The 25502-nt window shown below is 67.9% G+C and carries 24 protein-coding genes; 13 read left to right on the top strand and 11 right to left on the bottom strand.

The annotated features are described in order from the left end of the window. Positions 1-33 precede the first annotated feature (33 nt). The gene (locus tag NFU04_RS01510; RefSeq protein WP_251307774.1) at positions 34-1872 is read left to right on the top strand and encodes a protein kinase domain-containing protein; all 1839 of its coding nucleotides are present in this window, start codon (positions 34-36) and stop codon (positions 1870-1872) included. 63 nt (positions 1873-1935) lie between these two features. Here the strand turns inward: NFU04_RS01510 and NFU04_RS01505 are convergent, their stop codons facing one another. The 4 genes from NFU04_RS01505 to NFU04_RS01490 are packed head-to-tail and all read right to left on the bottom strand — an operon-like array spanning position 1936 to position 5383. Further along, positions 1936-2466 (bottom strand): winged helix DNA-binding protein, encoded by a 531-nt coding sequence (locus NFU04_RS01505; RefSeq protein ID WP_251307773.1) that lies wholly within the window; start codon positions 2464-2466, stop codon positions 1936-1938. Then, on the bottom strand, positions 2467-3765 hold the full coding sequence (locus NFU04_RS01500) for a TRAP transporter large permease (protein WP_251307772.1): 1299 nt from the start codon (positions 3763-3765) through the stop codon (positions 2467-2469). Between the two features lie 14 nt (positions 3766-3779). Next, positions 3780-4331, bottom strand: a complete 552-nt coding sequence (locus NFU04_RS01495) for a TRAP transporter small permease (RefSeq protein WP_251307771.1) — start codon at positions 4329-4331, stop codon at positions 3780-3782. A gap of 59 nt (positions 4332-4390) precedes the next feature. Further along, positions 4391-5383: a TRAP transporter substrate-binding protein gene (locus NFU04_RS01490; protein WP_251307770.1), complete on the bottom strand. Its 993-nt coding sequence runs from the start codon at positions 5381-5383 to the stop codon at positions 4391-4393. A 216-nt stretch (positions 5384-5599) separates the two neighbouring features. On the opposite strand from NFU04_RS01490, the gene NFU04_RS01485 reads away from it, so the two are divergent. From NFU04_RS01485 to sugE, 4 genes are all read left to right on the top strand, one after another. Further along, positions 5600-6343: a 5-oxoprolinase subunit PxpA gene (locus NFU04_RS01485; protein ID WP_251307769.1), complete on the top strand. Its 744-nt coding sequence runs from the start codon at positions 5600-5602 to the stop codon at positions 6341-6343. Continuing rightward, positions 6340-7059: a 5-oxoprolinase subunit B family protein gene (locus NFU04_RS01480; protein ID WP_251307768.1), complete on the top strand. Its 720-nt coding sequence runs from the start codon at positions 6340-6342 to the stop codon at positions 7057-7059. The genes NFU04_RS01485 and NFU04_RS01480 overlap by 4 nt, the downstream gene beginning before the upstream one ends. After that, the gene (locus NFU04_RS01475) at positions 7056-7988 is read left to right on the top strand and encodes a 5-oxoprolinase subunit C family protein (RefSeq protein WP_251307767.1); all 933 of its coding nucleotides are present in this window, start codon (positions 7056-7058) and stop codon (positions 7986-7988) included. The genes NFU04_RS01480 and NFU04_RS01475 overlap by 4 nt, the downstream gene beginning before the upstream one ends. A gap of 107 nt (positions 7989-8095) precedes the next feature. After that, on the top strand, positions 8096-8416 hold the full coding sequence (sugE, locus tag NFU04_RS01470; RefSeq protein WP_251307766.1) for a quaternary ammonium compound efflux SMR transporter SugE: 321 nt from the start codon (positions 8096-8098) through the stop codon (positions 8414-8416). Between the two features lie 81 nt (positions 8417-8497). On the opposite strand, the gene csiR is transcribed toward sugE, so the two are convergent. Continuing rightward, positions 8498-9184 carry a DNA-binding transcriptional regulator CsiR gene (gene csiR / locus NFU04_RS01465; RefSeq protein ID WP_251307765.1) on the bottom strand — a complete coding sequence of 229 codons (687 nt, stop codon included), beginning with the start codon at positions 9182-9184 and terminating at the stop codon, positions 8498-8500. Between the two features lie 185 nt (positions 9185-9369). Between csiR and glaH the strand changes: the two genes are divergently transcribed. From glaH to alr, 3 genes are all read left to right on the top strand, one after another. Beyond that, a complete protein-coding gene (gene glaH / locus NFU04_RS01460) occupies positions 9370-10347 on the top strand; it encodes a glutarate dioxygenase GlaH (protein WP_251307764.1) in 978 nt (325 codons plus the stop codon). A 96-nt stretch (positions 10348-10443) separates the two neighbouring features. Further along, positions 10444-11637: an L-2-hydroxyglutarate oxidase gene (gene lhgO / locus NFU04_RS01455; RefSeq protein ID WP_251307763.1), complete on the top strand. Its 1194-nt coding sequence runs from the start codon at positions 10444-10446 to the stop codon at positions 11635-11637. 199 nt (positions 11638-11836) lie between these two features. Then, positions 11837-13078, top strand: coding sequence for an alanine racemase (gene alr, locus NFU04_RS01450; RefSeq protein WP_251307762.1), 1242 nt, complete (start codon positions 11837-11839; stop codon positions 13076-13078). Between the two features lie 95 nt (positions 13079-13173). Here the strand turns inward: alr and NFU04_RS16470 are convergent, their stop codons facing one another. From NFU04_RS16470 to NFU04_RS01435, 4 genes are all read right to left on the bottom strand, one after another. Next, positions 13174-13461, bottom strand: a complete 288-nt coding sequence (locus NFU04_RS16470) for an FmdB family zinc ribbon protein (RefSeq protein WP_459382056.1) — start codon at positions 13459-13461, stop codon at positions 13174-13176. A gap of 4 nt (positions 13462-13465) precedes the next feature. Next, positions 13466-14695 carry a formamidase gene (gene fmdA / locus NFU04_RS01445; protein ID WP_251307761.1) on the bottom strand — a complete coding sequence of 410 codons (1230 nt, stop codon included), beginning with the start codon at positions 14693-14695 and terminating at the stop codon, positions 13466-13468. A 142-nt stretch (positions 14696-14837) separates the two neighbouring features. Beyond that, positions 14838-15548 carry an anti-sigma factor gene (locus NFU04_RS01440; RefSeq protein WP_251307760.1) on the bottom strand — a complete coding sequence of 237 codons (711 nt, stop codon included), beginning with the start codon at positions 15546-15548 and terminating at the stop codon, positions 14838-14840. Then, complete coding sequence (locus NFU04_RS01435) at positions 15527-16084, bottom strand: sigma-70 family RNA polymerase sigma factor (RefSeq protein ID WP_251307759.1); 558 nt, start codon at positions 16082-16084, stop codon at positions 15527-15529. The genes NFU04_RS01440 and NFU04_RS01435 overlap by 22 nt, the downstream gene beginning before the upstream one ends. A 177-nt stretch (positions 16085-16261) precedes the next feature. Here NFU04_RS01435 and NFU04_RS01430 point away from each other — a divergent pair, with 177 nt between their 5' ends. Continuing rightward, positions 16262-16813, top strand: coding sequence for a fasciclin domain-containing protein (locus NFU04_RS01430; RefSeq protein WP_251307758.1), 552 nt, complete (start codon positions 16262-16264; stop codon positions 16811-16813). A gap of 66 nt (positions 16814-16879) precedes the next feature. Here the strand turns inward: NFU04_RS01430 and NFU04_RS01425 are convergent, their stop codons facing one another. Continuing rightward, positions 16880-18613 carry a SulP family inorganic anion transporter gene (locus tag NFU04_RS01425; protein ID WP_251307757.1) on the bottom strand — a complete coding sequence of 578 codons (1734 nt, stop codon included), beginning with the start codon at positions 18611-18613 and terminating at the stop codon, positions 16880-16882. Positions 18614-18954: 341 nt separating this feature from the next. On the opposite strand from NFU04_RS01425, the gene NFU04_RS01420 reads away from it, so the two are divergent. Together NFU04_RS01420 and NFU04_RS01415 are read left to right on the top strand one after the other, a co-directional pair. Next, a complete protein-coding gene (locus tag NFU04_RS01420) occupies positions 18955-20229 on the top strand; it encodes an O-acetylhomoserine aminocarboxypropyltransferase/cysteine synthase family protein (protein WP_251307756.1) in 1275 nt (424 codons plus the stop codon). A 212-nt stretch (positions 20230-20441) separates the two neighbouring features. Beyond that, positions 20442-22772 (top strand): EAL domain-containing protein, encoded by a 2331-nt coding sequence (locus NFU04_RS01415; RefSeq protein WP_251307755.1) that lies wholly within the window; start codon positions 20442-20444, stop codon positions 22770-22772. 130 nt (positions 22773-22902) lie between these two features. Here the strand turns inward: NFU04_RS01415 and rarD are convergent, their stop codons facing one another. Beyond that, the gene (gene rarD / locus NFU04_RS01410; RefSeq protein ID WP_251307754.1) at positions 22903-23835 is read right to left on the bottom strand and encodes an EamA family transporter RarD; all 933 of its coding nucleotides are present in this window, start codon (positions 23833-23835) and stop codon (positions 22903-22905) included. Between the two features lie 104 nt (positions 23836-23939). Between rarD and NFU04_RS01405 the strand changes: the two genes are divergently transcribed. Both NFU04_RS01405 and NFU04_RS01400 read left to right on the top strand, forming a co-directional pair. After that, positions 23940-24755: an amidohydrolase gene (locus tag NFU04_RS01405; RefSeq protein WP_251307753.1), complete on the top strand. Its 816-nt coding sequence runs from the start codon at positions 23940-23942 to the stop codon at positions 24753-24755. Continuing rightward, positions 24755-25453 carry a pseudouridine synthase gene (locus tag NFU04_RS01400; RefSeq protein ID WP_251307752.1) on the top strand — a complete coding sequence of 233 codons (699 nt, stop codon included), beginning with the start codon at positions 24755-24757 and terminating at the stop codon, positions 25451-25453. The genes NFU04_RS01405 and NFU04_RS01400 overlap by 1 nt, the downstream gene beginning before the upstream one ends. Positions 25454-25502: the final 49 nt, after the last annotated feature.

The following is a 25502-nucleotide window of genomic DNA, read 5'->3' as shown; positions in this document are numbered from 1 at the left end:
GGTGCGTGCCCCGGGGCCCAATCAGGAGAGTCGATGAGCCAGGCGCCCCTGCAGCAGTTCTATATCCCCGAAGAGCAGTCCATCTACCTGCTCAGCCAGGACGATGCCCGCAAGCTGCGCGAGTGGGTTGCGCTGTGCCGCACCCAGCTCGAGCAGCTCGGCTACCGGCAGATCGAACTGGTGGGCAAGGGCGCCTACGGCTTCGTCTTCGCCGGGATCACCGCCCTCGACCAGCGGTATGTCTTCAAGTTCAGCCGCGTCACCCTGCCGGCCCACCTCCAGGAGCGCCTCGAGGAGGAGGCCTTTATGCTCGAGCAGGTGGACCATCCCCGGGTGCCCCGGCTGATCGCCTACCAGCGGGTGCGCAACCAGTCGATCCTGGTGATGGAGCGGGCCCCGGGCCTCAACCTGGAGGAGGTATCGCTCAGGGAGGGACGCCTGGCGCCGCGCCTGGTGGTGCATATCGCCGACCAGCTGGCGGATATCCTTCGCCACCTGCGGCGGGAATCCGGCGTCACCGGCAAGCCGGTGATCCACGGCGATATCAAGCCCTCCAACCTGGTCTTCGATGCCGCCCGGGAGGAGGTGGCGCTGATCGACTGGGGCTCCTCGGTATTCGCCCAACTGGACGCCAACGGCCAGTTCGTGGCGTCCAATGTCATGGAACTGATGTCCGACAACCTCCAGCAGACCAATGCCCGGCTGGGGGACGTCTACTTTATCGGCGAGGAGCAGCTGAATGGGGCCCTCTCCTCGCCACGCTTCGACGAGCAGGGCGCCGCCGCCACCCTCTATGCCCTGGCCTCGGCCCAGTCCTGCCGCTTCGGCCACCGGGTGATCCCCGCCACCTCCCTGGGCCTGCCCATGGAGTTCGCCCGCCTGCTGGATGCCATGCTCGACCCGGATCCCGGCCTGCGGGCCCGGGCCGGGGACTACTTCCTGAGCGAGATGCCGCGCCTGGCCCGGGTGGTGATGATCGACCTGCCGACGCCCGCCGAGAGCGCCCTGGTGCCGGTCTGGGCCCGTCCCGCCGGCCGCGAGATCGATACCGTGGTCTACTCCTCCCGCAAGGCCTTTTTGCGCGAGGAGCATGCCGAGGAGACCCTCAACGACGTCAACGACGTCCAGCTGGATCGCTACTACAAGAACTTCATGCAGGGCATGGGGGAGACCGAGAAGGCCTTCCTGGCGGCGGTGAGCCGGCTCGGCAAGTACCCGGTGGTGGGGGGGCTGGCGGTGCGCTGGGAGGCCGACGGCGTCTATATCGACACCTCCCTCAACCTGCATGACCCGGCGCTCAAGCCGGCCTTCGTGGCGGCGGTCAACAACCTGGTCAGCCTGGCCCGGGGCATCTATCGCCAGGGCATCTTCAAGAGCTGCCTGTTCAACGCCCGGGACACCCTGCATATCGACCGCCACGGCCCGGAGCAGCCGTTTCGCCTTACCCCGGGCATGTGCCTGCCCTACGAGGTCAGCGCCGCCCCGGAGCTGGAGGACCGCAGCCGGGTCCACTCCTACTTCGAGGATGGTCCCGACCCGGAGGAGTTCCTGGTGCTCCCCGACGAGATCATCCTCTCCCTGGAGGCCCTCAACCAGATCCACCACACCGGCATGATCATCTTCGAGGCGCTGCCCAATCACCTCAAGATCCATAGCTACTACCGGCTGCTCGACCCGGCCCGGGAGGCGGAGTTCCGCCACTACCTGGACGATATCCTGAGCGCCGTGGGGCTGATCGAGGGGCTCGGCGTCTCCGGCTTTATGAAGATGCCCTACAAGGACACCCGCTTCTTCTCGCATATCGAGCAGATGCCGGAGCGCTACTATCCCAAGAATCCTCGCGGGGCCAGGCGCCAGGGAGACGGCGCCTGAGCAAGGCCGCCGCTCCGGGGAGCGGCGGCGGGGTGGCGTTATGGTGAGGCGGCGCTCGGCGTGTCAGAGCGAGGCGGCGGAGCGGGCCGCCTGATCATAGAGCCCCGACATGGCCCTGAGCATACCGGCGATCTGATGCATCTCCTCGCGGCCGATGCCCATGGAGGAGAGCGACTCCACCAGGCAGGCCTCGCGAATCTCCGCATACTTCATGCAGGCCGCCCGGCCCGCCTCGCTGGTGCGAAAGAAGGTCTCCTTGCCGTGCTTCTCGCCGCCGACCAGGCCCAGCTTGGTGAGCTTCTTCAGCGCATAGGTCACCGTATGGGTGTCCTCCACGTTGAGCACCAGGCAGATATCCGCCTGGCGCTTGGCGCGCTCCCGATGGTTGACGCTATGCAGCACCAGCACGTCCAGGGCGCCCAGCTCCGGGTAGCCGCTGGCGGTCATGCAGCGCACCATCCAGCGGTTGAAGGCGTGGCTGGAAATGATCAGGCCGAATTCGAATTCCGAGAGCTCCTGGGCGCTGCGCGACAGGTGCTCGGAGGAGACGATGGGCCCGCGCGGATCGGCGGCGCTGCTGCGTGCTTGACTCATTTAGCGGTTCCCCATGGCATCGGGCAGATAAGTGACGATCTGCGGGAAGAGGGTGATGAGGATAACACCCAGCAGCATCAGCCCGAAGAAGGGCAGGGCGGCCTTGGCGATATGCAGGATGTTCTTGCCGGTCATGCCCTGCAACACGAAGAGATTGAAGCCCACCGGTGGCGTGATCTGCGACATCTCCACCACGATCACCAGGAAGATACCGAACCAGATCAGGTCGATGCCCGCGGCCTCCACCATCGGCAGCATGATCGAGGTGGTCAGCACCACCACCGAGATACCATCCAGGAAGCAGCCCAGCACGATGAAGAACAGGGTCAGCGCCAGCAGCAGCATCAGCGGCGACAGCTCCAGGGTGGCGATCCAGGCGGCCAGCTCACTGGGTAGCCGGGTGAAGCCCATGGCCACGGTGAGGAAGGAGGCCCCGGCGAGGATAAAGGCGATCATGGTGGAGGTCTTCACCGCGCCGAGCAGGGCGTCGCGGAAGATTGCCCGGTTCATGGCGCCCTGCACCCGGGCCAGCCCCAGGGAGAGGGCCACCCCCACCGCGGCCGCCTCGGTGGGCGAGGCCAGGCCGGCGTAGATGGAGCCGATGACCCCGACGATCAGTCCCATCATCGGAATCAGGCGCTTCGAGCGGCGCAGCTTGTCGCGGAAACTGGTGCGCTCGTCGGCGGGGGGAACCCGCTCGGGGTAGCGCCAGGCCCAGAGCATCAGATAGCCCGTGAACAGGGCGATCAGCAGCAGGCCCGGGAAGACGCCGGCCATAAAGAGGCGGGCGATGGACTGGTCGGTGGCCACGGCGAAGACGATCAGGATGATCGACGGGGGAATCAGCAGCCCCAGGGTGGCGGACCCGGCCAGGGTGCCCAGCACCAGGCGGTCGTCATAGCCACGGCGGCCGAGTTCCGGGAGGGTCATCTTGCCCATGGTGGCGCAGGTGGCGGCGGAGGAGCCGGAGACCGCGGCGAACAGGCCGCAGCCCACCACATTGGTGTGCAGCAGGCGTCCCGGCACCCGCTGCATCCAGGGCGAGAGGCCGCTGAACATGTCCTCTGCGAGGCGTGAACGAAACAGGATCTCGCCCATCCAGATAAACATCGGCAGGGCGGTCAGCTCCCAGCTGTAGCTGGCGCTCCAGATGGTGCTGGCCATGACGTCACCGGTGGGCACATTGGTGAAGGCGGCGATACCCAGCCAGCCCATGCCCAGCAGGGCGAAGGCCACCCAGACGCCACTGCCCAGCATGATCAGCAGGGCCACGAAGAGAAGGGTCATCATCAACAGCATGGTGGACTCCGGGCTTATTCGTGGCCGGCGTCGTCGATGCGAAAGCTCGACGGGCGGGTCAGGGCGATAACGAGGGTGGTGAGCCAGGCCTCCAGCAGGGCCAGGCAGAACAGGATCACGCCGGCCAGCATTGCCGACTGGGGGATCCACAGCGGGATACTCAGTAGCCCATAGGAGGTCTCGCCGAAGGCGATGCTGTCCTCCAGCAACCAATAGAGGTTCCAGCCCAGGTAGGCGGCCAGGAGGAGTGCCAGGCTAAGGCAGAGCAGTTCCACCTGGGCGCGCCAGGCGGGGGCCAGGCGGCCGATCAGCAGGGTCACGCGGATATGGCCGCCGTGGATAAAGGTGTAGGCCAGCCCCAGGAAGCTGGCACCCACCAGCAGGAAGCCGGAGATCTCGGCGAGACCGGGAATCGCCAGGCCGATGCGGTCGAAGCCGAGCTGGATGGCGAGTCGGTCGACGATGCGGCCGAGGATCTGGGCGGTGATCAGGCCGCAGATCAGGCACAGGCAGGTAGCGGCCAGGTAGCCCCCCAGGGTGTAGAGGGGGCGGAGTCGATAGCGCATGGGAGTCACCGTGATGCGGTCGGCAGGGGGAAGCCGGGCCCTGGGGGCCCGGGCCCCGGCTAGCGGGCGTTGAGGTAGTTGCCGAGGATGGCGGCGCCCTGGTCGCCGGCGCGCTCGACCCACTCGTCGGTCATGGTGGCGCCGACCTGTTCGAGCAACCCGGCAAGCTCGGCGCTGGGCTCGTTGACCTGGATGCCGTTCTCGGCGAGTACCGACAGGGCCTCCGCGGTCTCCTGGCGGCTCATCTCCCAGCCACGGCGCTCGGCCTCGGCGGCGGCCTCGAGCAGCGCCTCTTGGGTGGCCTCGTCGAGGCGCGAGAAGCTCCGCTCGTTGACGATCACCATGTTCTTGGGCAGCCACAGCTGGGCATGGTTGAAATGGCTAAGGTAGTCCCAGGCCTTGGTGTCGGCGCCGGTGGCCGGCGAGGTGACCATGGCCTCGACACGGCCGGTGCTGAAGGCGGTGGGGATATCCGGCACCTCCACCTGGGTCGGCACGGCGCCGGTCAATTGGGCCAGGCGCTCGCTGGCGGTGTTGTAGGCGCGCATGCTGAGGTTGCGCAGGTCATCCGGCGACTCGATGGCCCGCTGGGTGAAGATCCCCTGGGGCGGCCAGGGCACCGCGAACAGCAGACGCAGGCGCTGGCTGGCCAGCTCCTCGGCGATGATCTCCCGAGAGGCCTCCCACAGGGTCCAGGCATCCTCGTAGTTGGCCGCCAGGTAGGGCACCGAGTCGACCTCGTAGATGGGGTTCTCGTTGGCCAGCCGCGACATGATCAGCTCGCCCATGGGCACGATACCGCGGCGCACCGAGTTCTTGATCTCGGGGTGACCGATCAGCGAGCCGTTGGAGTGAACGGTGATATCCAGCTCGCCATCGGTGCGCTCGCGCACCTCGTCGGCGAACTCGCGGATATTGACGGTATGGAAGGTGCGATCGCCATAGGGGGTAGGCATGTCCCATTGGGTGGCGGCCTGGGCGCCGGTGCCCAGGGTGGTGAGGCCGAGGCCCAGGGCGGTGGCGGTCAGCCCTGCCAGTAGACGGGTCTTCATCGAATCTTCCTCGTGGTTGGGTCTCTGTTGTTGTATCGGTCGCCATGGCGCCGAGGTTCACAGTCGCAGCGTAGTCGCTGGTGTGATGGGAGGTTAGGTCCCCTATAGATGATACGTCAATGTTTCTAAGACTATTTGATGATGAAATACCATCAATTTATCTATAAATTGTTTTTAAAGCACAACGACGTCATCGCCATGACGAGGAGCCTGGACATGACCCGACTACGACTCAACGCCGATATGGGCGAAAGCCTGGGGCCCTGGGTGATGGGCCGCGATAGCGAGCTGATGCCCCATGTCGACCTGGCCAATGTGGCCTGCGGTTTCCACGCCTCCGATCCGGATACCATTCGCGCCACGGTCCGCCTGGCGGTGGCCCATGGCGTCACCGTGGGGGCGCATCCCGCCTATCCGGACCTGGTGGGGTTCGGGCGACGCTCGCTGGCCTGCAGCCCCGAGGAGGTGGAGAGCCTGCTGCTCTATCAACTGGGCGCCCTGGCGGGCATCTGCCGCGCCGAGGGCACCCGGGTGGGCTATGTGAAGCCCCATGGCGCCCTCTACAACGACATGATGCGCGATCCGGCGATCCTCGCGGCGGTGATGCGGGCGGTGGCGGCCTATGATGCCGGCTTGCCGCTGATGGTGATGGCCACCCGCGACAATGCCCCGGCCCGGCGCCTGGCCGAGCGTCATGGCCTGACCCTGTGGTTCGAGGCCTTCGCCGATCGTGCCTACGATGGCCAGGGGCGCCTGGTCTCGCGCCGCGAGCCCGGCGCCGTGCACCATGACCCGGCACGGATCGTCGAGCAGGCGCGTCGTATCGCCCGGGGCGAGCCCTTGACCGCCAGTGACGGCAGCGAGCTGGTGCTCCAGGCCGAGACCCTCTGCGTACACGGCGACAACCCCGAGTCCATCGCCGCCGTGGTGGCCATTCGCCAGGCCCTGGAGGCGCTATGAGTCGTCCTACTCCGCGCCTGGAGTCGGCGGGGCTGGATGGCTGGCTGGTACGCCTCTTCGAGGAGATCGACGAGGCCAACCTGGCCTGGATCGAGGCCCTGATGGACGCCTGCGAGGCGAACTTCGGCGCGGCCCTGATCGACCTGGTGCCTTCGTACACCACCCTGCTGGTGTGCTTCGATCCGCTGCGTCTGGACGGCGGCGAGGCGCGCCGCCGACTGCTGTCCCTGCTCGCCGAGCTGAGGCCCCGGGAGCCTGGCGCCGAGCGGGCTCCGCTCAAGACGCTGCCGGTCTGGTATGACGAAAGCGTGGGGCCGGAGCTCAAGCGTCTCGCCGGGCGTTTCGATGGCGAGATGGGGGCCGTGATCCACGCCCATACCCAGGCGGAGTATCGGGTCTTCGCCCTGGGCTTCGCCCCGGGCTTCGCCTTTATGGGGGGGCTGCCGGCGAGCCTGGAGGCGCCGCGCCTGGCCACCCCGCGACGCCGGGTGCCGGCGGGCAGCGTGGCGGTGGCGGGGCGCCAGGCCGCCGCCTATCCCGCGGCATCCCCCGGGGGCTGGAACCTCCTGGGGCGCACGCCGATAGCGCTCTTCGATCGCCACCGCCAAGGCTATAGCCTGCTGGCGGTGGGCGATCGGGTGCGTTTCGAGGCGGTGGACCGGGAGACCTTTATCGAACTGGGGGGCGACCCCACCCCCATGGAGGAGGGCGCATGAGCGAATTGGCGAGACTGCGGGTGGAGCAAGCCGGTCCCCTGGCGCTGCTTCAGGACGCCGGGCGCTTCGGTGTCAGGCGGATGGGCGTGACCCAGGGGGGAGCGGCGGACCCGCACGCCTGGGCCTGGGCCAATCGCCTGGCGGGCAATGCCTGGGGCGCCGCGGCCCTGGAGATCACCCTGGGGGGGCTGACCCTGGTGGCGGAGCGGGACGCCTGGCTGGCCCTGGCCGGGGCGGACCTGGGGGCGACCCTCGATGGCGAGCCGCTGGCGCCCTGGCGGCGCTTTCGCCTCGGCGCCGGCCAGCGCCTCGCCTTCGCCACGCCCCGGGCGGGGCTTCGGGCCTACCTGGCGGTGAGCGGTGGCTTCCGGGGCGAGGCGGAGCTGGGGAGCCTGGCCTGCGTGGTGCGCGAGGGCCTGGGCGGCCATCGCGGCGAGGGCCGGGCGCTGGCGGCGGGGGATGCCCTGGCGTTTCGGCCTGGTGGCCCCGCCGCCGGCCCCGCCGAGGCCCCGCTGGCGGTACGCCCCGACTATACGGCCGAGCCCCGGCTGGCGCTGATTCCCGGCGCCCAGATCGGTGCCTTTCGTGGTTCGAGCCTGTTCGCCGCCTTTCATCACCCCTGGCGGGTCGATGCCCGGGCCGACCGCATGGGGGTGCGCCTGACCGGCCCGAGGCTCGAGTGCGCCATCGACTCCCTGGTCTCGGAGGGCATCGGCCTGGGGGCGGTGCAGGTGCCGCCGGATGGTCAGCCCATCGTGCTGCTCAACGACCGCCAGACCATCGGCGGCTATCCGCGCCTGGGCAGCCTGACGCCCCTGGCCTGCGCGCGCCTGGCCCAGTGCCAGCCGGGGCAGCGGCTGTGGCTCAGGCCCCAGGGCCGGGAGGCGGCCCATAACGACTTCGTGCGCTGGCGCCGGGAGTTCGACTAGTTCCCCTTGACCGGGAGCCCCCCTTTGCTAGGCTTGCTGCCGCGGCGGGACGACCCGCCGTTATCGCACTCACCGGGGACGGCCCCGACCGACCCGGAGGCACTCCCATGACCACCGCCTGGATCCTGCTCGTCGCCGCCGGCCTGCTCGAGGTCGCCTGGGCCCTGGGGCTCAAGGCCTCGGAGGGCTTTACCCGGCTCTGGCCGAGCCTCTTTACCCTGGTCGCCATGCTGGCCAGCTTCTACCTGCTCGCCCAGGCCATGAAGGTCCTGCCGGTGGGCACCGCCTACGCCATCTGGGTGGGCATCGGCGCCCTGGGCACGGTAGTGCTGGGCATGCTGATCTATGGCGACAGCGCCACTCCCCTGCGCCTGCTCAGCCTGCTGCTGGTACTGGCCGGCCTGGTGGGGTTGAAGCTCGCTAGCTAGCCACGCTTCCCTGCGACCACAAGACAAGGCCCGCGGCGATCGCCGCGGGCCTTGTGGTTGTCGGCTGTCCGGGCCCAAGGCCTAGAGCAGGCCGCGGCGCTCCAGCACCCCGGCGATGATCGGTACCGGGGTCATCAGGTGCTCGCGCATCATGGCGCAGGCCCTGGGGCTGTCCCGGTCGAGGATCACCTCCACCAGGGCCGCGTGTTCGTCCCGCTTGGTGGCCAGGGCCGCCTCCGAGAAGACCGTCTCCCGCAGCCACAGATGGCGATAGCGCTCCGCCTGGTCGAAGAGGCTCGCGCGAATGCGCAGCAGGTGCTCGGAGCCGCAGCCGGCGACGATGGCCTGGTGGAAGGCCTTGTGGCGGGCATCCCAGATATCCAGCACCTCGTCGGGGCCGTTCACCTCGACCACCTTGGAGAGGGTATGGGCATGGGCGAGGATCTCCGCCTCCCAGTCGTCGTCGCCGCGCTCGATGGCCAGGCGCAGCAGCAGGCCCTCCAGCTGTGAGCGGGCGTCATAGAGGTCATTCAACTCCGCCAGGGACATGCTGGCGACCCGGTAGCCGCGCTGACTGATGGCCACCACCATGCGCTCCGCCACCAACTGGGACAGGGCCTCGCGGAGCGGGCCGACGCCCAGGTCGTAGCGCTCCTTGAGGTGGCTCATCAGCAGCTTCTCGCCCGGGGGGAAGACGCCGCGAATAATGTCTTTCTTGAGCCAGGTGTAGGCGCTGATGCCCTGATTCTGCCGAGGGGGGGTATCCATGGGTTCACTCCTTATCTTGTCGACATGATACCCAATCCATCGATGAGCCGCCTAATGGGATAGACGATCGAATAATACCTACTTTGCGGATACTGGTTGACGTAAATTATAAATGTCGATATTTTTGTATTGTGTCGTCAATAAGGGCGCCCCAGAGGGCCCACAACGCCAGCCAGGAGCCAACCATGACCGTCTTGACTCAGCTTCCCGCCGCCATGCCGCTGCCCGAGGCCATCCAGGGCTTCACCCTGGAGCCGAGCAGCCACTCCCCGCGCCTGCTCGACCTGACGCTGTCCCGTGAGGTGGTCGAGGCCTTCCTGGCCGCCGTCGCCGATACTCCGGTACAGGCGCTGGAGTACAAGTCGATGCTGCGCTTCCGGGTCGCCAAGGTGCTCGACGACCTGTGCGGCAACACCCTGCAGCCGGTACTGATCAACACCCTGGTGGACCGCGCCACCGGTGGCCTGCAGGTGACCCCGGAAGGCCTCGATGAGGTGGCCCAGGCCGAGGAGATGGTCAAGGTGGCCACCGCCGTCGCTCACCTGATGGGACGCTCCAACTATGACGCCATGAGCGGCCAGTACTATGCTCGCTTCGTGGTCAAGAACGTCGACGACTCCGACAGCTACCTGCGTCAACCGCACCGGGTGATGGAGCTGCACAACGATGGCACTTTCGTCGAGCAGGACACCGATTATGTGCTGATGATGAAGATCGACGAGCAGAACATGGAAGGCGGCAATTCCCTGTTGCTGCACCTGGACGACTGGGCCGACCTGGAGCGCTTCTACGCCCATCCGATGGCGCGTCGCGAGATGCGCTGGAGCGCGCCGCCCAGCAAGAATGTCGCCAAGGACATCTACCATGCGGTCTTCGATGTGGATCGTGAGGGGCGTCCGATCATGTCCTATATCGATCAATTCGTGCAGCCCAAGGACTTCGAGGAGGGCAACTGGCTCACCGACCTCTCCGAGTCCCTGGAGACCAGCCCGGGAATCCTCTCGGTGCCCAACCCGGTGGGGAGTTTCCTGCTGATCAACAACCATTTCTGGCTGCATGGCCGCGATCGTTTCACCCCGCATCCGGACCTGCGTCGCGAACTGATGCGCCAGCGTGGCTACTTCACCCACGCCAAGACCCTGCGCAATCCGCGTCAGAAGTAAGTAGACTTTCCGCGGCCGCGCCAGGCGCGGCCGCGGTATATGACGTTCCTCCCGGTGCAGGAGGAACGCGCCCCTGACAAGACGACGAGGCCTGCGGTGTACGACTTTATTATTATCGGCGGCGGCATCATCGGCATGTCCACCGCCATGCAGCTGATCCGGACCTATCCCGATCGGAAGATGCTCCTGGTGGAGAAGGAGTCGGGCCCGGCTCGCCACCAGACCGGCCATAACAGCGGCGTGATTCATGCCGGGGTCTATTACACCCCGGGTAGCCTCAAGGCGCGCTTCTGCCTGGAAGGCAATCGTGCCACCAAGGCGTTCTGCGACACCCACGGCATCGCCTATGACGAGTGCGGCAAACTGCTGGTGGCCACCAATGATGTCGAGATGCAGCGCATGCAGGCGCTGTGGGAGCGCACCGAGGCCAACGGCCTGGAGCGTCACTGGCTGTCGGCCGCCGAGCTCAAGGAACGCGAGCCCAATATCACCGGCGTGGGCGGGATCTTCGTGCCCTCCAGCGGCATCGTCGATTACGCCCAGGTGACCGAGGCCATGGCCGGCGAGTTCCAGCGCCTGGGTGGCGAAATTCGCTATTCCACCGAGGTGACCGGCCTGGAGGAGCGCGCCCAGGAGGTGGTGGTCAAGACCCGCCAGGGTGAGGTTAGCGGCCGGTATCTGCTCTCCTGTTCGGGGCTGATGGCCGACCGGGTGGTGCGCATGCTGGGCCTCGACCCCGGCTTTACCATCTGCCCCTTCCGCGGCGAGTACTACTTGCTGCCGGAGAAACACAACCAGATCGTCAACCACCTGATCTATCCGATTCCCGATCCCTCCATGCCGTTTCTCGGCGTGCACCTGACCCGCATGATCGACGGCACCGTGACCGTCGGCCCCAATGCGGTGCTGGCGCTCAAGCGCGAGGGCTACCGCAAGACGGATATCTCGGTGGGCGACCTGGCCAAGATGTTCACCAATCCGGGGATCCTCAAGGTGCTCAAGGCGAATCTCAAGCCGGGGCTCCACGAGATGAAGAACTCCCTGTTCAAGGGCGGTTACCTGGAGGAGGTGCGCAAGTACTGCCCCAGTATTTCCAAGGCCGATCTGGGGGCCTATCCCGCCGGGGTGCGGGCCCAGGCGGTCTCCAAGGACGGCAAGCTGGTGGACGACTTCCTCTTCGTCAACACCAAGCGCACCATCAATGTTTGCAATGCGCCGTCTCCGGCGGCCACCTCGGCGATTCCCATCGGCGCCCATATCGTCGAGAAGGTACAGGCCCAGGTGGCCTGAGGCTGCCGCCACTTATGTGACTCTCGGTCTTGCCGCGGCCCTGTGCCCGGTAGCCATTTTGCCCACGCCTCGGCGTGGGTTTTTTTATTTATTTGCCGTTTCTTGTATAGAGGCGTCATCGAGGTTCGTGAGTCGAAGGGGGCAGGGCTAGGGTGGGCGCGGGATGCCATAACAACCCCAACCATTCAAGGAAGCGAAGATGAAATTGACACCCACCCTGTTGGCGGCGGCCATCGCCACCGCCCTCTCCGGCACCACCCAGGCCGCCCCGCTGCTCGACGACCGGCCCCTGCTGGTCGGCAGTCCCGAACACCAGAGCGCCAATGCCTGGGTCGAGATCTCCCAGGCCGCCTTCGAGGGCAATGTGCGCGGGGTGCAGCAACTGCTCGACGGCGACTCCGAACTGTGCGCCATCATGAAGGCGGACGCCTATGGTCACGGTATCGCCAACCTGATGCCCTCGGTGATCGCCCTCGGCATTCCCTGCATCGGCGTGGCCAGCACCGAGGAGGCGCGGGTGGTACGAGCCAGCGGCTTCGCGGGGCGCCTGATGCGGGTACGCAGCGCCACCCCCGAGGAAGTACGCGGGGCCTTCGACTATGAGATGGAAGAGCTGTTCGGCGATATCGCGGCGGCGCGCCAGGCGTCCGAGGCGGCCGCCGAGGCGGGGGTGACCCTGCGCTATCACCTGGGGCTCAATGCCGGTGGCATGGGGCGCAATGGCCTGGCCCTGGAGGACGACGCCGGGCGTCAGGAGGCGCTGGCGCTGATGGCGCTGCCGCGGCTGGAACTGGCCGGGATCATGACCCACTTCGCCTTCGAGGACGTCGACTATGTGCGCCAGGGGCTGGCGGCCTTTCACGAGCAGAGCGACTGGCTGATCGAGGCCGCTGAGCTCGACCGGGATGCCCTGATCCTGCACGCCGCCAACTCCTTCACCACCATGGAGGTGCCCGAGGGGCGGCTCGATATGGTGCGCCCCGGCGGCCTGCTCTACGGCGATCTGCCGCATTATCCGCAGTTCCAGCCGGTGATGTCCTTCCGCACCCGGGTCGCCTCGGTCAACGACTATGCGGCGGGCAGCGGCGTCGGCTACGACAACGTACGAGTCCTGGAGCGTGACAGCCTGCTGGCCAACCTCCCGGTGGGCTACTCGGATGGCTATCGCCGGGACTTCACCGATGCCGCCCATGTGCTGATCAACGGCGAGCGGGTGCCGGTGCTGGGCAAGGTCTCGATGAACACCACCATGGTGGATGTCACCGACCTGCCCGGGGTGAGTGCCGGCGACGAGGTGGTGCTCTATGGCGTCCAGGGGGAGGGGCGTATCACCATCGAGGAACTGGAGGCTCTCAACGACGCCCTGCTGGCGGATGTGTATACCGTCTGGGGCAACTCCAATCCCAAGGTGCTCAGGCCCGACGACGCCGAACCGCAGTAAGCCGATGCCTCACCATCGACCGGACGCCGCCCCCAGGGGCGGCGTCCGGCATTCGGGGTGGGTGAAAAGGTGAAAAGGAGGCCTGACGAGAAGCCCTAGTGACCCAGCATCCAGGGCCGGCCGTGTCCGGCTCGGGGGCGAGCGTCCCGTTCTCCGGGGGGCTGGGCACAGGCGTGACGCTGCCTGGGTTCGTGGGCGCTACGCTCGTTGGTGGCATGAGCCCGGCGCCGGGCATCAGTCAGTATGGCCAGGCGCGGCGCGCTGAGGCGCCGAGGCGCGGGATCGCCACAGCCGGGGCAGGGCCTCGCTGCCCCGCGCTCGTTCAAGGGCAGCAGGGCATCGAAGCTCCCGCAGCGAGGGCAGTCGAATTCATAGATGGGCATGGCGCTATCCTCTCCAGGGGGCCTTGGGGAGGTCGCCGGCCTGGATGCTCGGGTGGGGGCCCGAGGCCTGGGGCTGGATATCGAAGTCGAAGATCTCCGTGGGCAGCCAGAGCGTCGCGCACACATTGGGGATATCGACGATGCCACTGATATGCCCCTGCACCGGGGCCGTACCCAGGAGGGCGTAGGCCTGGGCGCCGCTATAGCCGAAGGTCTTGAGGTACTCGATGGCGTTGAGGCAGGCCTGCCGGTAGGCCACATGGGCGTCCAGGTAGTGCTGTTTGCCGCTTTCATCCACCGAGATGCCCTCGAAGATCAGATGGTTCTGATACTTTGGCTGCATCACGCTGGGCTGGAAGATCGGATTCTTGACCGCATAGCGGCGCATGCCGTCCTTGATCAGCTGGACCCTCAGGTGGATCCAGCCGGCCATCTCGATGGCCCCACAGAAGGTGATTTCGCCATCCCCCTGGGAAAAGTGCAGGTCGCCCACCGAGAGGCCACCCTCCTTCACGTAGACCGGGAAGAAGACCCGGGACCCCTTGGTGAGATCCTTGATATCGCAGTTCCCGCCATGCTCCCGGGGCGGTACCGTGCGTGCGCCCTCGGCGGCCGCCTGGGTAGCGCTTGCCTTGTCCATCCGCCCCATATGGGCGGTATCCGCATAGGGTGGATTGGCCAGCGGCGGGACGCGCTGCGGGTCGGTATCGATCAGCGCCTGTTCGCGGCGGTTCCACTCGTCGAGCAGCTCCCGGGACGGCAGGCAGCCGATCAGGCCCGGGTGCATCAGGCCGGTGAACTCGACGCCTGGCAGGTGGCGGGAGCGGGTGGTGATGCCGTGGAAGTCCCAGATCGACTTGCGCGCCTCGGGGTAGTGCTCGGTGAGGAAGCCGCCGCCGTTTTCCCGGGCGAAGATGCCGTTGAACCCCCAGGTCTGCTCGGGGAAGGCGCCGATATCGAGGATTTCCACCACCAGCAGGTCCCCGGGCTCGGCTCCCTTGACCCCAATCGGACCGCTAAGGTAGTGCACCTGACTCAGGTCGGCATCGCGGATGTCCTCGGCACGATCGCTGTTGCTTACCTGGCCCCCGGTCCAGTCCATGCACTCGACGATAAAGTCATCGCCGGGATTGACCCTTGCCACCATGGGGATATCCGGGTGCCAGCGGTTGTGGATGGTGTCATGCTCGGCGGGAGACTTGCTGAGATCGATACGAATCAGGGTGTCGGTCATGGCTGATGTCGCTCCATTGACATGGGGGATTATGCTTATGTGCAGCCATTCTTAAGTTAGTAGAAAAACATTTAAGCGCCAGGGCATCGCGGCAAGAGAGGTACGAGCCACCGAGGTGGCCCGATAAAGGGGGGGGGTGAGGCTAGAAGCGCAGGGTGGCGCCGCGCACCGGGGTCAGGCGGCCATGGTCGACGATGGGGCCGGTGGGTTGGCCCTGGGGGGCGCCCCCCGCGGGCTCGATGCTGACCGCCAGGTCCGCCTGCAGCAACAGGGCGCGCAGTTCGGGACCGGGGGCCAGGCGTTCGCGGCCCTGGCTGGGCAGCAGGCCCAGGGAGACCGGGGTGCCGTCGTCGATCAGCCACAGCTCGCCGGTCTGGGCCTCGCCCACCTGGGTGGGTTGCACCGCCTGGACCAGCAGTTCGCCGGCCTCGGTGGCACTGATGATCCAGCCGGGGGTGCGCTGTTCGTCGAGGACCACGAAGACCGCCTGCTCGTCGGCGGGCAGGACGGGCTCGGCCTGCTGCCACAACAGGCCCAGGGCGATGGCCAGGACGGCCACCCCCGCGGTCATGGCCTGCCAGGCCCCCAGGCGCCGCCACCAGGGCGTCGCGGCCAGGCCCGTGGCGGCGGTGATGCGGCGCCATACCTCGGCGGGGGGCGTGCGTGGGTCGAGGCGCTCGTTGAATAGCTGCAGGTGCTCCCGCCAGCGGGCCACGTCGTTCTGCAGATCATGGCTTACCGCCAGCAGGGCCTCGAAGCGCGCCTTCTGGTCGGTATCCAGCACGCCCAGCACATATTCGCCGGCGGCAAGGTGGCGCTCCTGCGGATCGCTCAGGTCCCATGACTCAGGCATGCCTTTAACCTCTCCAGTCCACGTCGAATCCAGCTCTTGATGCTGCCCAGGGGTTGCGCCAGGGCCTCGGCGAGCTCGCGATGGGTCAGCCCCTGGTAATAGGCCATTTCCATGGCCTGGCGCTGGGTCCCGGTGAGCGTATCGAGGCAATCCCGCAGCTCATGCTGCAGCTGTGCCTGCATGTTGCGTGTCTCCGGGTCGTCATCGCCACTCAGGCCGTCCAGCAGGGCGTCCCCTTCGGTGCTGTCCTGGGGCTTCTGGCGGCGTAGCCAGTCGATGCCGATATTGCGCGCCAGGGTGGCCAGCCAGGTCATCGGCCTGGCGCGGCTCGGATCGTACTGTCCGGCGGCATGCCAGAGGCGCACATAGACGTGCTGCAGGCAGTCCTGGGCGGCGCTCTCGTCTCTAACGATACGCAGCAGGATGGCATACAGATGCGAACTGCTGGCTCGATAGAGACGCTCGAAGGCGAGGGCATCGCCCCGGGCGCAGGCGGCGAGCTGATCGATCAGGTATTGCTGGGAGGCGTCGGGCATGGGCGTCCTTGCGAATCCAAGCGTATCAAGCGCCAGTCTTGGGTAGGCAGTCGCTAATGTAAAGCGGCCGGGATCAACGCGATCGAAGGAGTTGCATCCAGTCGGCGCGGCGCTGCGTACCTCTCGATGACACCCCGCTGCGGGGTGACCTCGATTCGCCAGACAGGAGAGTACGCCATGACACTCAAGCTTCTTACCGCCGGCTGCTGCGCCGCCGCCCTGAGCCTCGGCATGGCCCAGGCCGATCATGGTCCCACCGAGGTCGGTGGGGCCGCCATGCTGCCGGAGCGCAATATCATCCAGAATGCCGTCAATTCCGGCGACCACGAGACCCTGGTGGCGGCGGTGCAGGCCGCCGGCCTGGCCGAGGTGCTGCAGGGGGAGGGGCCCTTCACCGTCTTCGCGCCGGTGGATGCGGCCTTCCAGCGGCTGCCCGAGGGCACGGTGGAGACCCTGCTGCGGCCGGAGAATCAGGAGCAGTTGCAGACCGTGCTGACCTACCATGTGGTGCCCGGCAACCTGACCCGGGACGACCTCTGGGAGGCGGTGATGGCCCGCGATGGGGCGGCCAGCTTCGCCACCGTTCAGGGCGAGTGGCTCACCGTGATGCGCAACGGCAATAACCTCAAGGTCATGGATCGCAATGGCAACTCGGCCAATCTCAGCGTGGTGGACGTGGCCCAGGCCAACGGGGTGATCCATGTGGTCGACCGGGTGCTGATGCCGTAAGGGCATCGCCGCAAGGCCACCCTCGGCAAGCGCTGCCCGACAGCGCCCCGCGACGCCGCCGCCGGCCTAGCCGGCGGCGGCGTCGTGTTCCACGCCGCGTCCCTTGAGCTCGCTCCAGGCGGCATAGGTGCTGAGGAAGACTCGGCCGCCCAGGTCGTCGAGGAAGTCGCTGTGCTTTAGGCGATCCATCACCGGCCCCTTGACCTCGGCCAGGTGCAGGGTGACCTCCGCCTCCTTGAGGCGGGCATTGATGGCATCCAGGCTCTCCAGGGCCGAGGCGTCGATCAGGTTGACCGCCGAGCAGATCAGTACCACATGCTCGAGCCCCGGGCGCGCCGCCACCAGTTCCAGCACGGTGTCCTCCAGGTAGCGGGCATTGGCGAAATAGAGGCTCTCGTCGACCCGCAGGAAGGCCACATGGCCGAGGGTCTCCACCTCGTGACGCTCGGGATTGCGGAAGTGCTCGGTGCCGGGGACGAGGCCCACCAGGGCGCAGTGGGGGCGGCTGGTGCGATAGAGGAAGAGGCCGATGGAGAGCGTCACCCCGGCGAGGATGCCCAGTTCCACGCCCTCCGTCAGGGTCAGCAGGATGGTCACCGCCATGGCGGCGAAGTCGCTGCGGGAGTAGCGCCAGGTCTGGCGCAACATCGGGATGTCCACCAGGGTGAGGATGGCCACGGTGATGGTGGCGGCCAGGGTGGCGATGGGCAGGTAATAGAGCCAGGGGGTCAGGGCCAGGGTCACCAGGCCGATGCCGAGGGCGGCGAAGACCCCCGCCATGGGCGTGCGGGCCCCGGCATCATAGTTGATCACGGTGCGCGACAGCCCGCCGGTCACCGGCATGCCGGCGGAGAAGGCGGCGGTCAGGTTGGCGCCGCCCAGGCCCAGCAACTCCTGATTGGGGGAGAGGCGTTCGCGACGCCTGGCGGCGAGCATTTGGGCCATGGAGACCGACTCCACGAAGCCCACCACGCTGATCAACAGGGCCGGCATCAGCAGGGCCCGCCACAGGGTGCTGTCGAAGCCGGGCAGGGTCAGCGGCGGCAGCCCCCGGGGAATCTCGCCGATCACCGCGACGCCGGCCCGGTCCAGGCCGAGGCGCCAGGTCACCAGGGTGGTGACCACCACCGCCAGCACCGGCCCGCTGCGGGTCAGCAGCCCCGCCAGGTTGGCGGGCAGGCCGAGGCGCCGGAGGCTCGCCTGACCATATCGACGTACCGCCACCAGGAAGGCCAGGCTGCCGCCGCCGATGGCCAGGGTCGGCCAGTGGAGCCGGTCGAGGTTGGCGGCCAGGCTCAGCAACTGTTCGAGCAGGGTATAGCCGTCCCCCGGGATGCCCAGCAGGTGGCCCGCCTGGCCGGCGGCGATCAGCAGGCCCGAGGCGGTCAAAAATCCCGAGATCACCGGGTGGCTAAGGAAGTTGGCCAGGAAGCCCAGCCGCGCCAGGCCCATGATCACCAGCATCAGCCCCGAGAGCAGCGACAGCACCAGGGCCGCCTGCAGGTACTCCGGGGTGCCCGGGGTGGCCACCCCGGCCAGGGCGGCGCCGGTCATCAGGGCGACGATGGCCACCGGACCCACCGCCAGGGTGCGGCTGGTGCCCAGCAGGGTATAGGCCAGCAGCGGCAGGATGCTGGCGTAGAGGCCCACCACCGCCGGCAGGCCGGCGAGGAGCGCATAGGCCAGCGACTGGGGAATCACCATGATGGTAACGATGATTCCGGCCAGCAGGTCCGCGGCGCAGAGGCGCCGAGTGTAGTGGGGCAACCAGGTGAGGATCGGCAGGTAGCGCTTGAGCATCCGGTCTCGTCTTGGGGGAAAGCGGTCCTACAGCCTAAACGAAAAGTGGGCGCGGCGAGAGGGGCGTGTGGCACCAGGTGAAACCCGCGGCACAAACTCCTGGATATCGGTCATATCGCCGGGGGCTTGAGTACGCCCTGGGTCGTGCCGCCAAAGTCCCACTTTCGTCCCGCTCGCCCCCGGGTATGCTGGCGACAGATCAACAAGAACGGGGATAGCGCATGCTGATGATCGGACTGGCCCTGGCCGCGGGGGGGCGCGCCGAGCCCGCGTCACCGCTGGTCGCCGTTGAGGCGCTGAGGTAGCATCGACTGGCTGGACTCACCTACAAGGAAGCCCCAATGAAGCCCGAAACGCTGGCCCTCCATCATGCCTATGCCCCGGATAACCAGAAGTCCGTGGCGGTGCCGATCCACCAGACCACCTCCTTCGCCTTCGATAGCGCCCAGCATGCGGCGGATCTCTTCGATCTCAAGGAAGAGGGCAATATCTACTCGCGGATCATGAACCCCACCTGCGCCGTGCTGGAGCAGCGCATCGCCGCCCTGGAGGGCGGGATCGCCGGCCTGGCCGTGGCCTCGGGGATGGCCGCCATCACCTATACCATCCAGACCCTGGCCGAGGCGGGAGACAATATCGTCTCCATCAGCGAGCTGTATGGCGGCACCTACAACCTCTTCGCCCATACCCTGCCGCGCCAGGGCATCGAGGTGCGTTTCGTCGACAAGGATGACCTGGCGGGCATCGCCCAGCGTATCGATGGTCATACCAAGGCGCTCTACTGCGAGAGCATCGGCAACCCCTCGGGCAGCGTGGTCGATATGGCGGCCCTGGCCGAGCTGGCCCATGAGCATGGCATCCCGCTGGTCGTCGACAATACCGTGGCCACGCCCTTCCTGTGTCGGCCCATCGAGCACGGTGCCGATATCGTGATTCACTCGGCGACCAAGTACATCGGCGGCCACGGCACCACCGTGGGTGGGGTGATCGTCGATTCTGGCAAGTTCCCCTGGGCCGAGCATGCCGAGCGCTTCCCGCTGCTCAACGAGCCGGATGTCTCCTACCACGGCATCAGCTATACCCGGGACGTGGGCGAGGCGGCCTTTATCGCCCGGGCCCGGGTGGTGCCGCTACGCAACATGGGGGCGGCCCTGTCGGCCCAGGCGGCCTGGAACCTGCTGCAGGGGCTGGAGACCCTGGCCCTGCGCATCGAGCGGGTCTGCGCCAATGCCCAGCGGGTCGCCGAGTACCTGGCGGGGCATGAGGCGGTGACCTGGGTGCAGTTCGCCGGCCTGCCCGGCCACAAGGATCACGCCCTGGCCGAGCGCTATATGCAGGGACGCGCCTCGGGCATCCTCAGCTTCGGCATCCGCGGCGGCCGGGAGGCCGGGGTGCGCTTCTATGATGCCCTGGGCCTGATCCTGCGCCTGGTCAATATCGGCGATGCCAAGAGCTGTGCCTCGATTCCCGCCGCCACCACCCATCGCCAGCTCAACGACGAGGAGCTCGCCAGCGCCGGAGTCAGTGCCGATATGGTGCGCTTGTCGATCGGCATCGAGCACGTGGATGACCTGATCGCCGACCTGGATCAGGCCCTGGCCGCCAGCCAGGCCTGAGGCGACGGGCTCGCCGGCCTGGCGTGAGCCCCGGCGAGGGCCTGCGGTCACCCGGCTGTCGTCATCCGCGTTGATGTGTCAGGGTTGACGGCATCCCGGTCGGCGGGTGTCATACTCCCTCGATGCCCGGGGATCCGATCATGACGTCGCGCTACCGCCGAACTCTCACACTGCTCGCCTGTTTCGCCGCCCCATTGTCGGGGTGGGGGGCTGTGGGCGAGGCGCGTGGGGCGGGCGCACCCGCCCCCGAGCCGCTCCAGGTCCTCGCCTCCTACCATCGTGGCAACCCCTGGAACGATGAACTGGTGCGGCGGCTCGGCGAGGCCTCCGAACGGCTCGGCCTGCCCCTGGAGGTGGACTACCTGGATGCCCGGCGGCTCCCCGAGGCCCAGGCCTTCCAACTGCAACTGAGTCGCCTCGTCGGGCGCCGGGCGGTCACTCCCGGCGATCGCCTGCTGCTGCTCGATGATGCGGCCCTGCGTTTCTATCTGGCCCATGCCGAGGCCCTGGGCGAGCCGCAACGCGTGCTGGCCCTGGGCATCAACGAGCCCGCGCTGCGGCGGCGCGCCATGGCGCGGGGCGTCCGCCTGGTGGCGTATCGCCCCGTCGCCGAGGACTCGCTGCGCTTTCTCGTCGAGCTCTTCGGCCCCTCTCTGCCGCTGCTGGTGCTGGGCGATGACACCGAGGTGGGGAGCGCACTCACCCGAGACTTCCTGGAGGCCTTGGCGGCGGTGGATGGGGCCACGGCGGTGGAGGTGCTCTGGCAGTGGGACCCGGCACGGGTGCGCGAGGCCCTGGCGCGGGCCCCCGCGGGGACTCGCGTCTACCTGGTGGAGGGGCAGACCACCGGCGCCGGGGACCTGAGCCGCGAGGCGCGCAGCTGGCTGCCGGCGCTGGAGGCGGCCGGGGTGCCGGTCTTCTGCCACCTTCCCTATCAGGTGGACCTGGGCTGCGCCGGCGGTGCCATCCTCGATACCCGTCGCCTGACGCAGTTGGCCGTGGAGAGCCTGGTGGGAAACGCCTTCGAGTGGCTACCAGGGTCGCTCGAAGTGGAAACGACTCGCCTCCAGCTGCATGCCAGCTTCCATCCGCGGCTCTCGGCGGCGAACCGTGAGCGGGTGGACACCTGGCTGGCGGTGGATGAGACCCTGGGCAGCCTCGATACCCAGCGGCGCTGGATCCTCGTCGGGTGGGGAGGCGTGGGGCTGCTGGGCGTGGGTCTGACGCTGCTGGCGGCCTCCCGCTGGCGGATGCGTCGGCGGCTGCTGGTCGATGCCACCACCGGCCTGCCCAGCCGTCAGGCCCTGGAAAACGCCTTCGTCAACGACGCGCCGGAGCAGGATGGCTGGTTGTTCACGCTCTTCTGCCCCGGGCTGCGGGGGTTTCGTCAGCGCCTCGGTAGCGAGGCGGCCCTGGGCGTCTACCGCGAGCAGCTGCGGCTGCTGCGCCGCCTGTTGCCATCGGGCTGGCGCCTGTATGCCGGCAGCGAATTCACCCTGCTCGGCCGCATCCCCCCGGGCCACGCCGCCCGGGCGGAGAGCGACTTCGATGCCCTGCTGGCGCGATTCGAGACGGCCCGGGAGGAGGGCGGCGGGCCGCGCCTGGCCTGGTACGCCAGCCTGTTGCCGCTGGCCGGCCACCGGGCCGGCCTGGCCCAGTGCTGGGCGGCCCTGGACGATGGCCTGCTGCGCCTGGAGCGCCAGGGCTGGCGTCAGCCGGTGATTCGGGTCTCGCCGATGCCCCGGGGCCTGGCCACCCGCTTCCGGCGCCTGGCCGACGACCTGGAAGCCTTGATCGAGGCGCCGGAGCGCCAGTGGCGGCTGATGATCCAGCCTCGGATGGGCCCCGCGGATGGGCGCCTGCTGGGGGGCGAGATGCTGCTGCGCTGGGATCACCCGTCCCTCGGCGAGATCCCGCCGGGGGAGTTCCTGCCGATCGTCGAGGTGCTGGGCCTGATGGCCCGGCTGGATGCCTGGGTCATGACGCGGAGCCTGGCGTGGTTCGCCGGCCCCCGGCCCGGGGCGGTACTGCCGACCCTGGCCATCAACGTCAATCTGGCCAGCCTGGAGGGCCCGGGCTTTATCGAGGCCCTGGACGAGCAATTGCGCCGCCATGGCCTGGATCCGCGGCGCCTGGAGCTCGAGATCACCGAGCATGCCGACTTCAGTGACCCCGATCGGGTGGCCCGGACCCTGGAGGCCCTCGAACGGCTGGGCGTGCGCCTGTCCCTGGACGATTTCGGCACCGGCCGCACCGCCTTCCAGCTGTTGCAACGATTACCGCTGAGCACGGTCAAGCTGGATCGCGAGCTGTTGTACGCCGCCGGCAGTGAGCCACGAGCCCGGGAGGCCTATGTCGCCCTGGTGCGCTTCTGCGAGCAACTGGGCCTGGACACGGTGGCGGAAGGGGTCGAAGACGGCGAGCAGGCCGAGTGGCTCAGCGAGCTGGGCGTCACCGAGGTGCAGGGCTTCTTCTACGCCCGACCGATGGCCCTGGATGCCCTGCTGGTCGCTTATGCCCCTTCCTCCAATATGGCGCCCTAAGCCGCGGGCCGGGCTGGGCGGCGATAAGCCTGCCAGACGGCGAAGGTGTTGGAGTGAGGGCGCTCAGGCCTCGAGGTGGGCCTGGCGGCGGTGAGCCTGCCAGGCGGCGAAGGTGTTGGAGTGAGTGCGCTCAGGCCTCGAGGTGGGCCTGGCGGCGATGGGCCTGCCAGGCGGCGAAGGAGTAGAGCGCCAGTCCCAGCCAGATCAGCACGAAGGTGCCCAGCTGCACCGTCGACAGGGGCTCGCGGAACACCAGCAGGGCGATGGCGAACTGCACGCTGGGGTTGAGGTACATCAGGAAGCCCAGGGTGGCCAGGCGCAGGCGCCGGGCGGCGCCGGCGAAGGCCAGCAGGGGCAGGGCGGTGATCACCCCGCTGGCGACCAGCAGGGCGCTGACTTCGGCGCCCTCGCCGAAGTGGGACGCGCCCACGGCGCTTAGCCAGGCCAGGGCCAGCAGCCCCAGGGGCAAGAGCAACAGGGTCTCGACGAAGAGCCCGGAGAGGCCATCCAGGGGCACCTGCTTGCGCAGGAGTCCATAGGTGCCGAAAGTCAGCGCCAGGGTCAGGCTGATCCAGGGCAGCTCGCCCAGCAGCAGCAACTGCAGGGCGATGGCCGCCACCGCCAGGGCCACCGCGGCGCCCTGCAGGCGCGACATCGATTCCCGCAATACCAGCAGGCCCAGGGCCACATTGACCAGCGGCGTCATAAAGTAGCCGAGGCTCGCCTGGAGCACCTGGCGGCTCTCCACCGCATAGATATAGAGCCCCCAGTTGATGCCGATCAGCACGGCGCAGCCCAGCACGCGCCCCAGTCGCCGTGGTTCGGCCAGGGCCGCGCGGATCGGTGCCCAGCGTCCCAGCAGGCTGACCAGCCCGATCAGGAAGAAGCACGACCAGAGCACCCGGTGAATCAGGATCTCCCAGGCCGGCACCCCCTCGAAGAGGGCGAAGAAGAGCGGGAAGCAGCCCCACATCAGGTATGCGGCCAGGCCGAAGCCGACCCCGCTGCGGGCCTCTCGGGCCTGGCGCTGCTGTTCCATCCGCTGCTCCACTTCCTGGCTCATGGTTATCTCGCTATCGAAAACCTCAATCTACCATAGTCGATGCTGGGCGTCGGCGATTTCAGCGGGTAGCCTAGTCGCTATCGCGACCAATCGAGGAACCAAGCGTGAGCGAGCTACGTGTGACCCTGGTGCAGTGCGATCTGCGCTGGGAGGATCCGGCGGAGAACTGCCGCCGACTGGAGGAGGCCCTGGGCGAACTGGGGAGCGAGCAGACCGACCTGATCGTGCTGCCGGAGATGTTCGCCACCGGCTTTACCATGAACTCCCGGGCCATGGCCGAGCCCATGGCCGAGAGCCGCACCCTGGCCTGGCTACGGGCCCAGGCGCGTCGGCGCGGCTGCGTGATCACCGGCAGCGTGGCCATCGTCGAGGGCGGCGAGTACTACAATCGCCTGCTCTGGGTGACTCCCGACGGCGGGGTCACCCGCTACGACAAGCGGCACCTCTTCCGCATGGCCGGCGAGCACGAGCGTTACGGCATGGGTGACGAGCGGGTGATCGTCGAGCTCAAGGGCTTTCGGCTGCTGCTCAGCGTCTGCTATGACCTGCGCTTCCCGGTCTGGCTGCGCCAGCGGCCCACCGAGGACGCGCACTTCGAGTATGACGCCCTGCTCTGCGTGGCCAACTGGCCGGCGCCGCGGCGCCACCCCTGGCGGACGTTGCTCCAGGCCCGGGCCATCGAGAACCTCTGCTACGTGATCGGCGTCAATCGGGTCGGCGAGGATGCCAAGGGGCTGGCCTATGCCGGCGACTCCCTGCTGGTCGACTTCAAGGGCGAGGCGCTGATCGACCGCCCTCGAGATGAGGCCTTTATCGCCACCGGTACCCTCTGCCGGGAGGCCCTGCGCGAGTTCCGCGACAAGTTTCCCGCCTGGCAGGACGCCGACGACTTCACCCTCTCCCTGGAGGCGCCACGCTGATGCGTCTGGATCGTTTTCTCTGCGAAACCACCGAACTGACCCGCAGCCTGGCCAAGCGCGCCCTCAAGCGCGGCGAGGTCAGCGTCAATGGCGAGGTGGTGCGTGGCGCCGCCACCCAGCTCGACGCGGCGGACAAGGTCAGTTGGCTGGGCCAGTCGCTGGCCCTGGTGGGGCTGCGCTACGTGATGCTCAACAAGCCCGCCGGGGTGGAGTGCAGCGCCCGGCGCGGCCTCTATCCGCTGGTCACCGAGCTGATCGAGCTGCCCAAGGCGGAGCGATTGCAGCCGGTGGGGCGCCTGGACGTGGACACCACCGGGCTGGTCCTGCTCAGCGACGACGGCCAGTGGCAGCACCGGGTGACCTCGCCGGCCAGGCGCTGCGGCAAGGTCTATCGGGTCAGCCTGGCCGAGCCGCTGGAGGGCGAGGCCCTGGCGGCGGTGGTCGAGCGCTTCGCCGAGGGGGTGCTGCTCGACGGCGAGGAGAAGCCCACCCGGCCCGCCGAGCTGAGGATGCGCGAGCCCCGGGTCGCCGAGCTGACCCTCTACGAGGGCAAGTACCACCAGGTCAAGCGCATGTTCGCCGCCGTGGGCAACCATGTGGAGGCGTTGCATCGCGAGGCGATCGGCGAGCTGAGCCTCGACGGCCTGGCCCCCGGCGAGTGGCGGGAGCTCAGCGAGGCCGAGGTGGCGCTCTTCTAGGCGCCTGGCAACGCCTTCATTGTGGTGCCCCCGCGCTGCCGCGGGAGAC

The organism is Halomonas sp. NCCP-2165 (genome assembly GCF_023708045.1).
Classification (GTDB): Bacteria; Pseudomonadota; Gammaproteobacteria; order Pseudomonadales; family Halomonadaceae; genus Bisbaumannia; species Bisbaumannia pacifica.
Note: the sequence above shows the minus strand (reverse complement) of the source record. Positions and strands in the feature narration are given on the sequence as shown.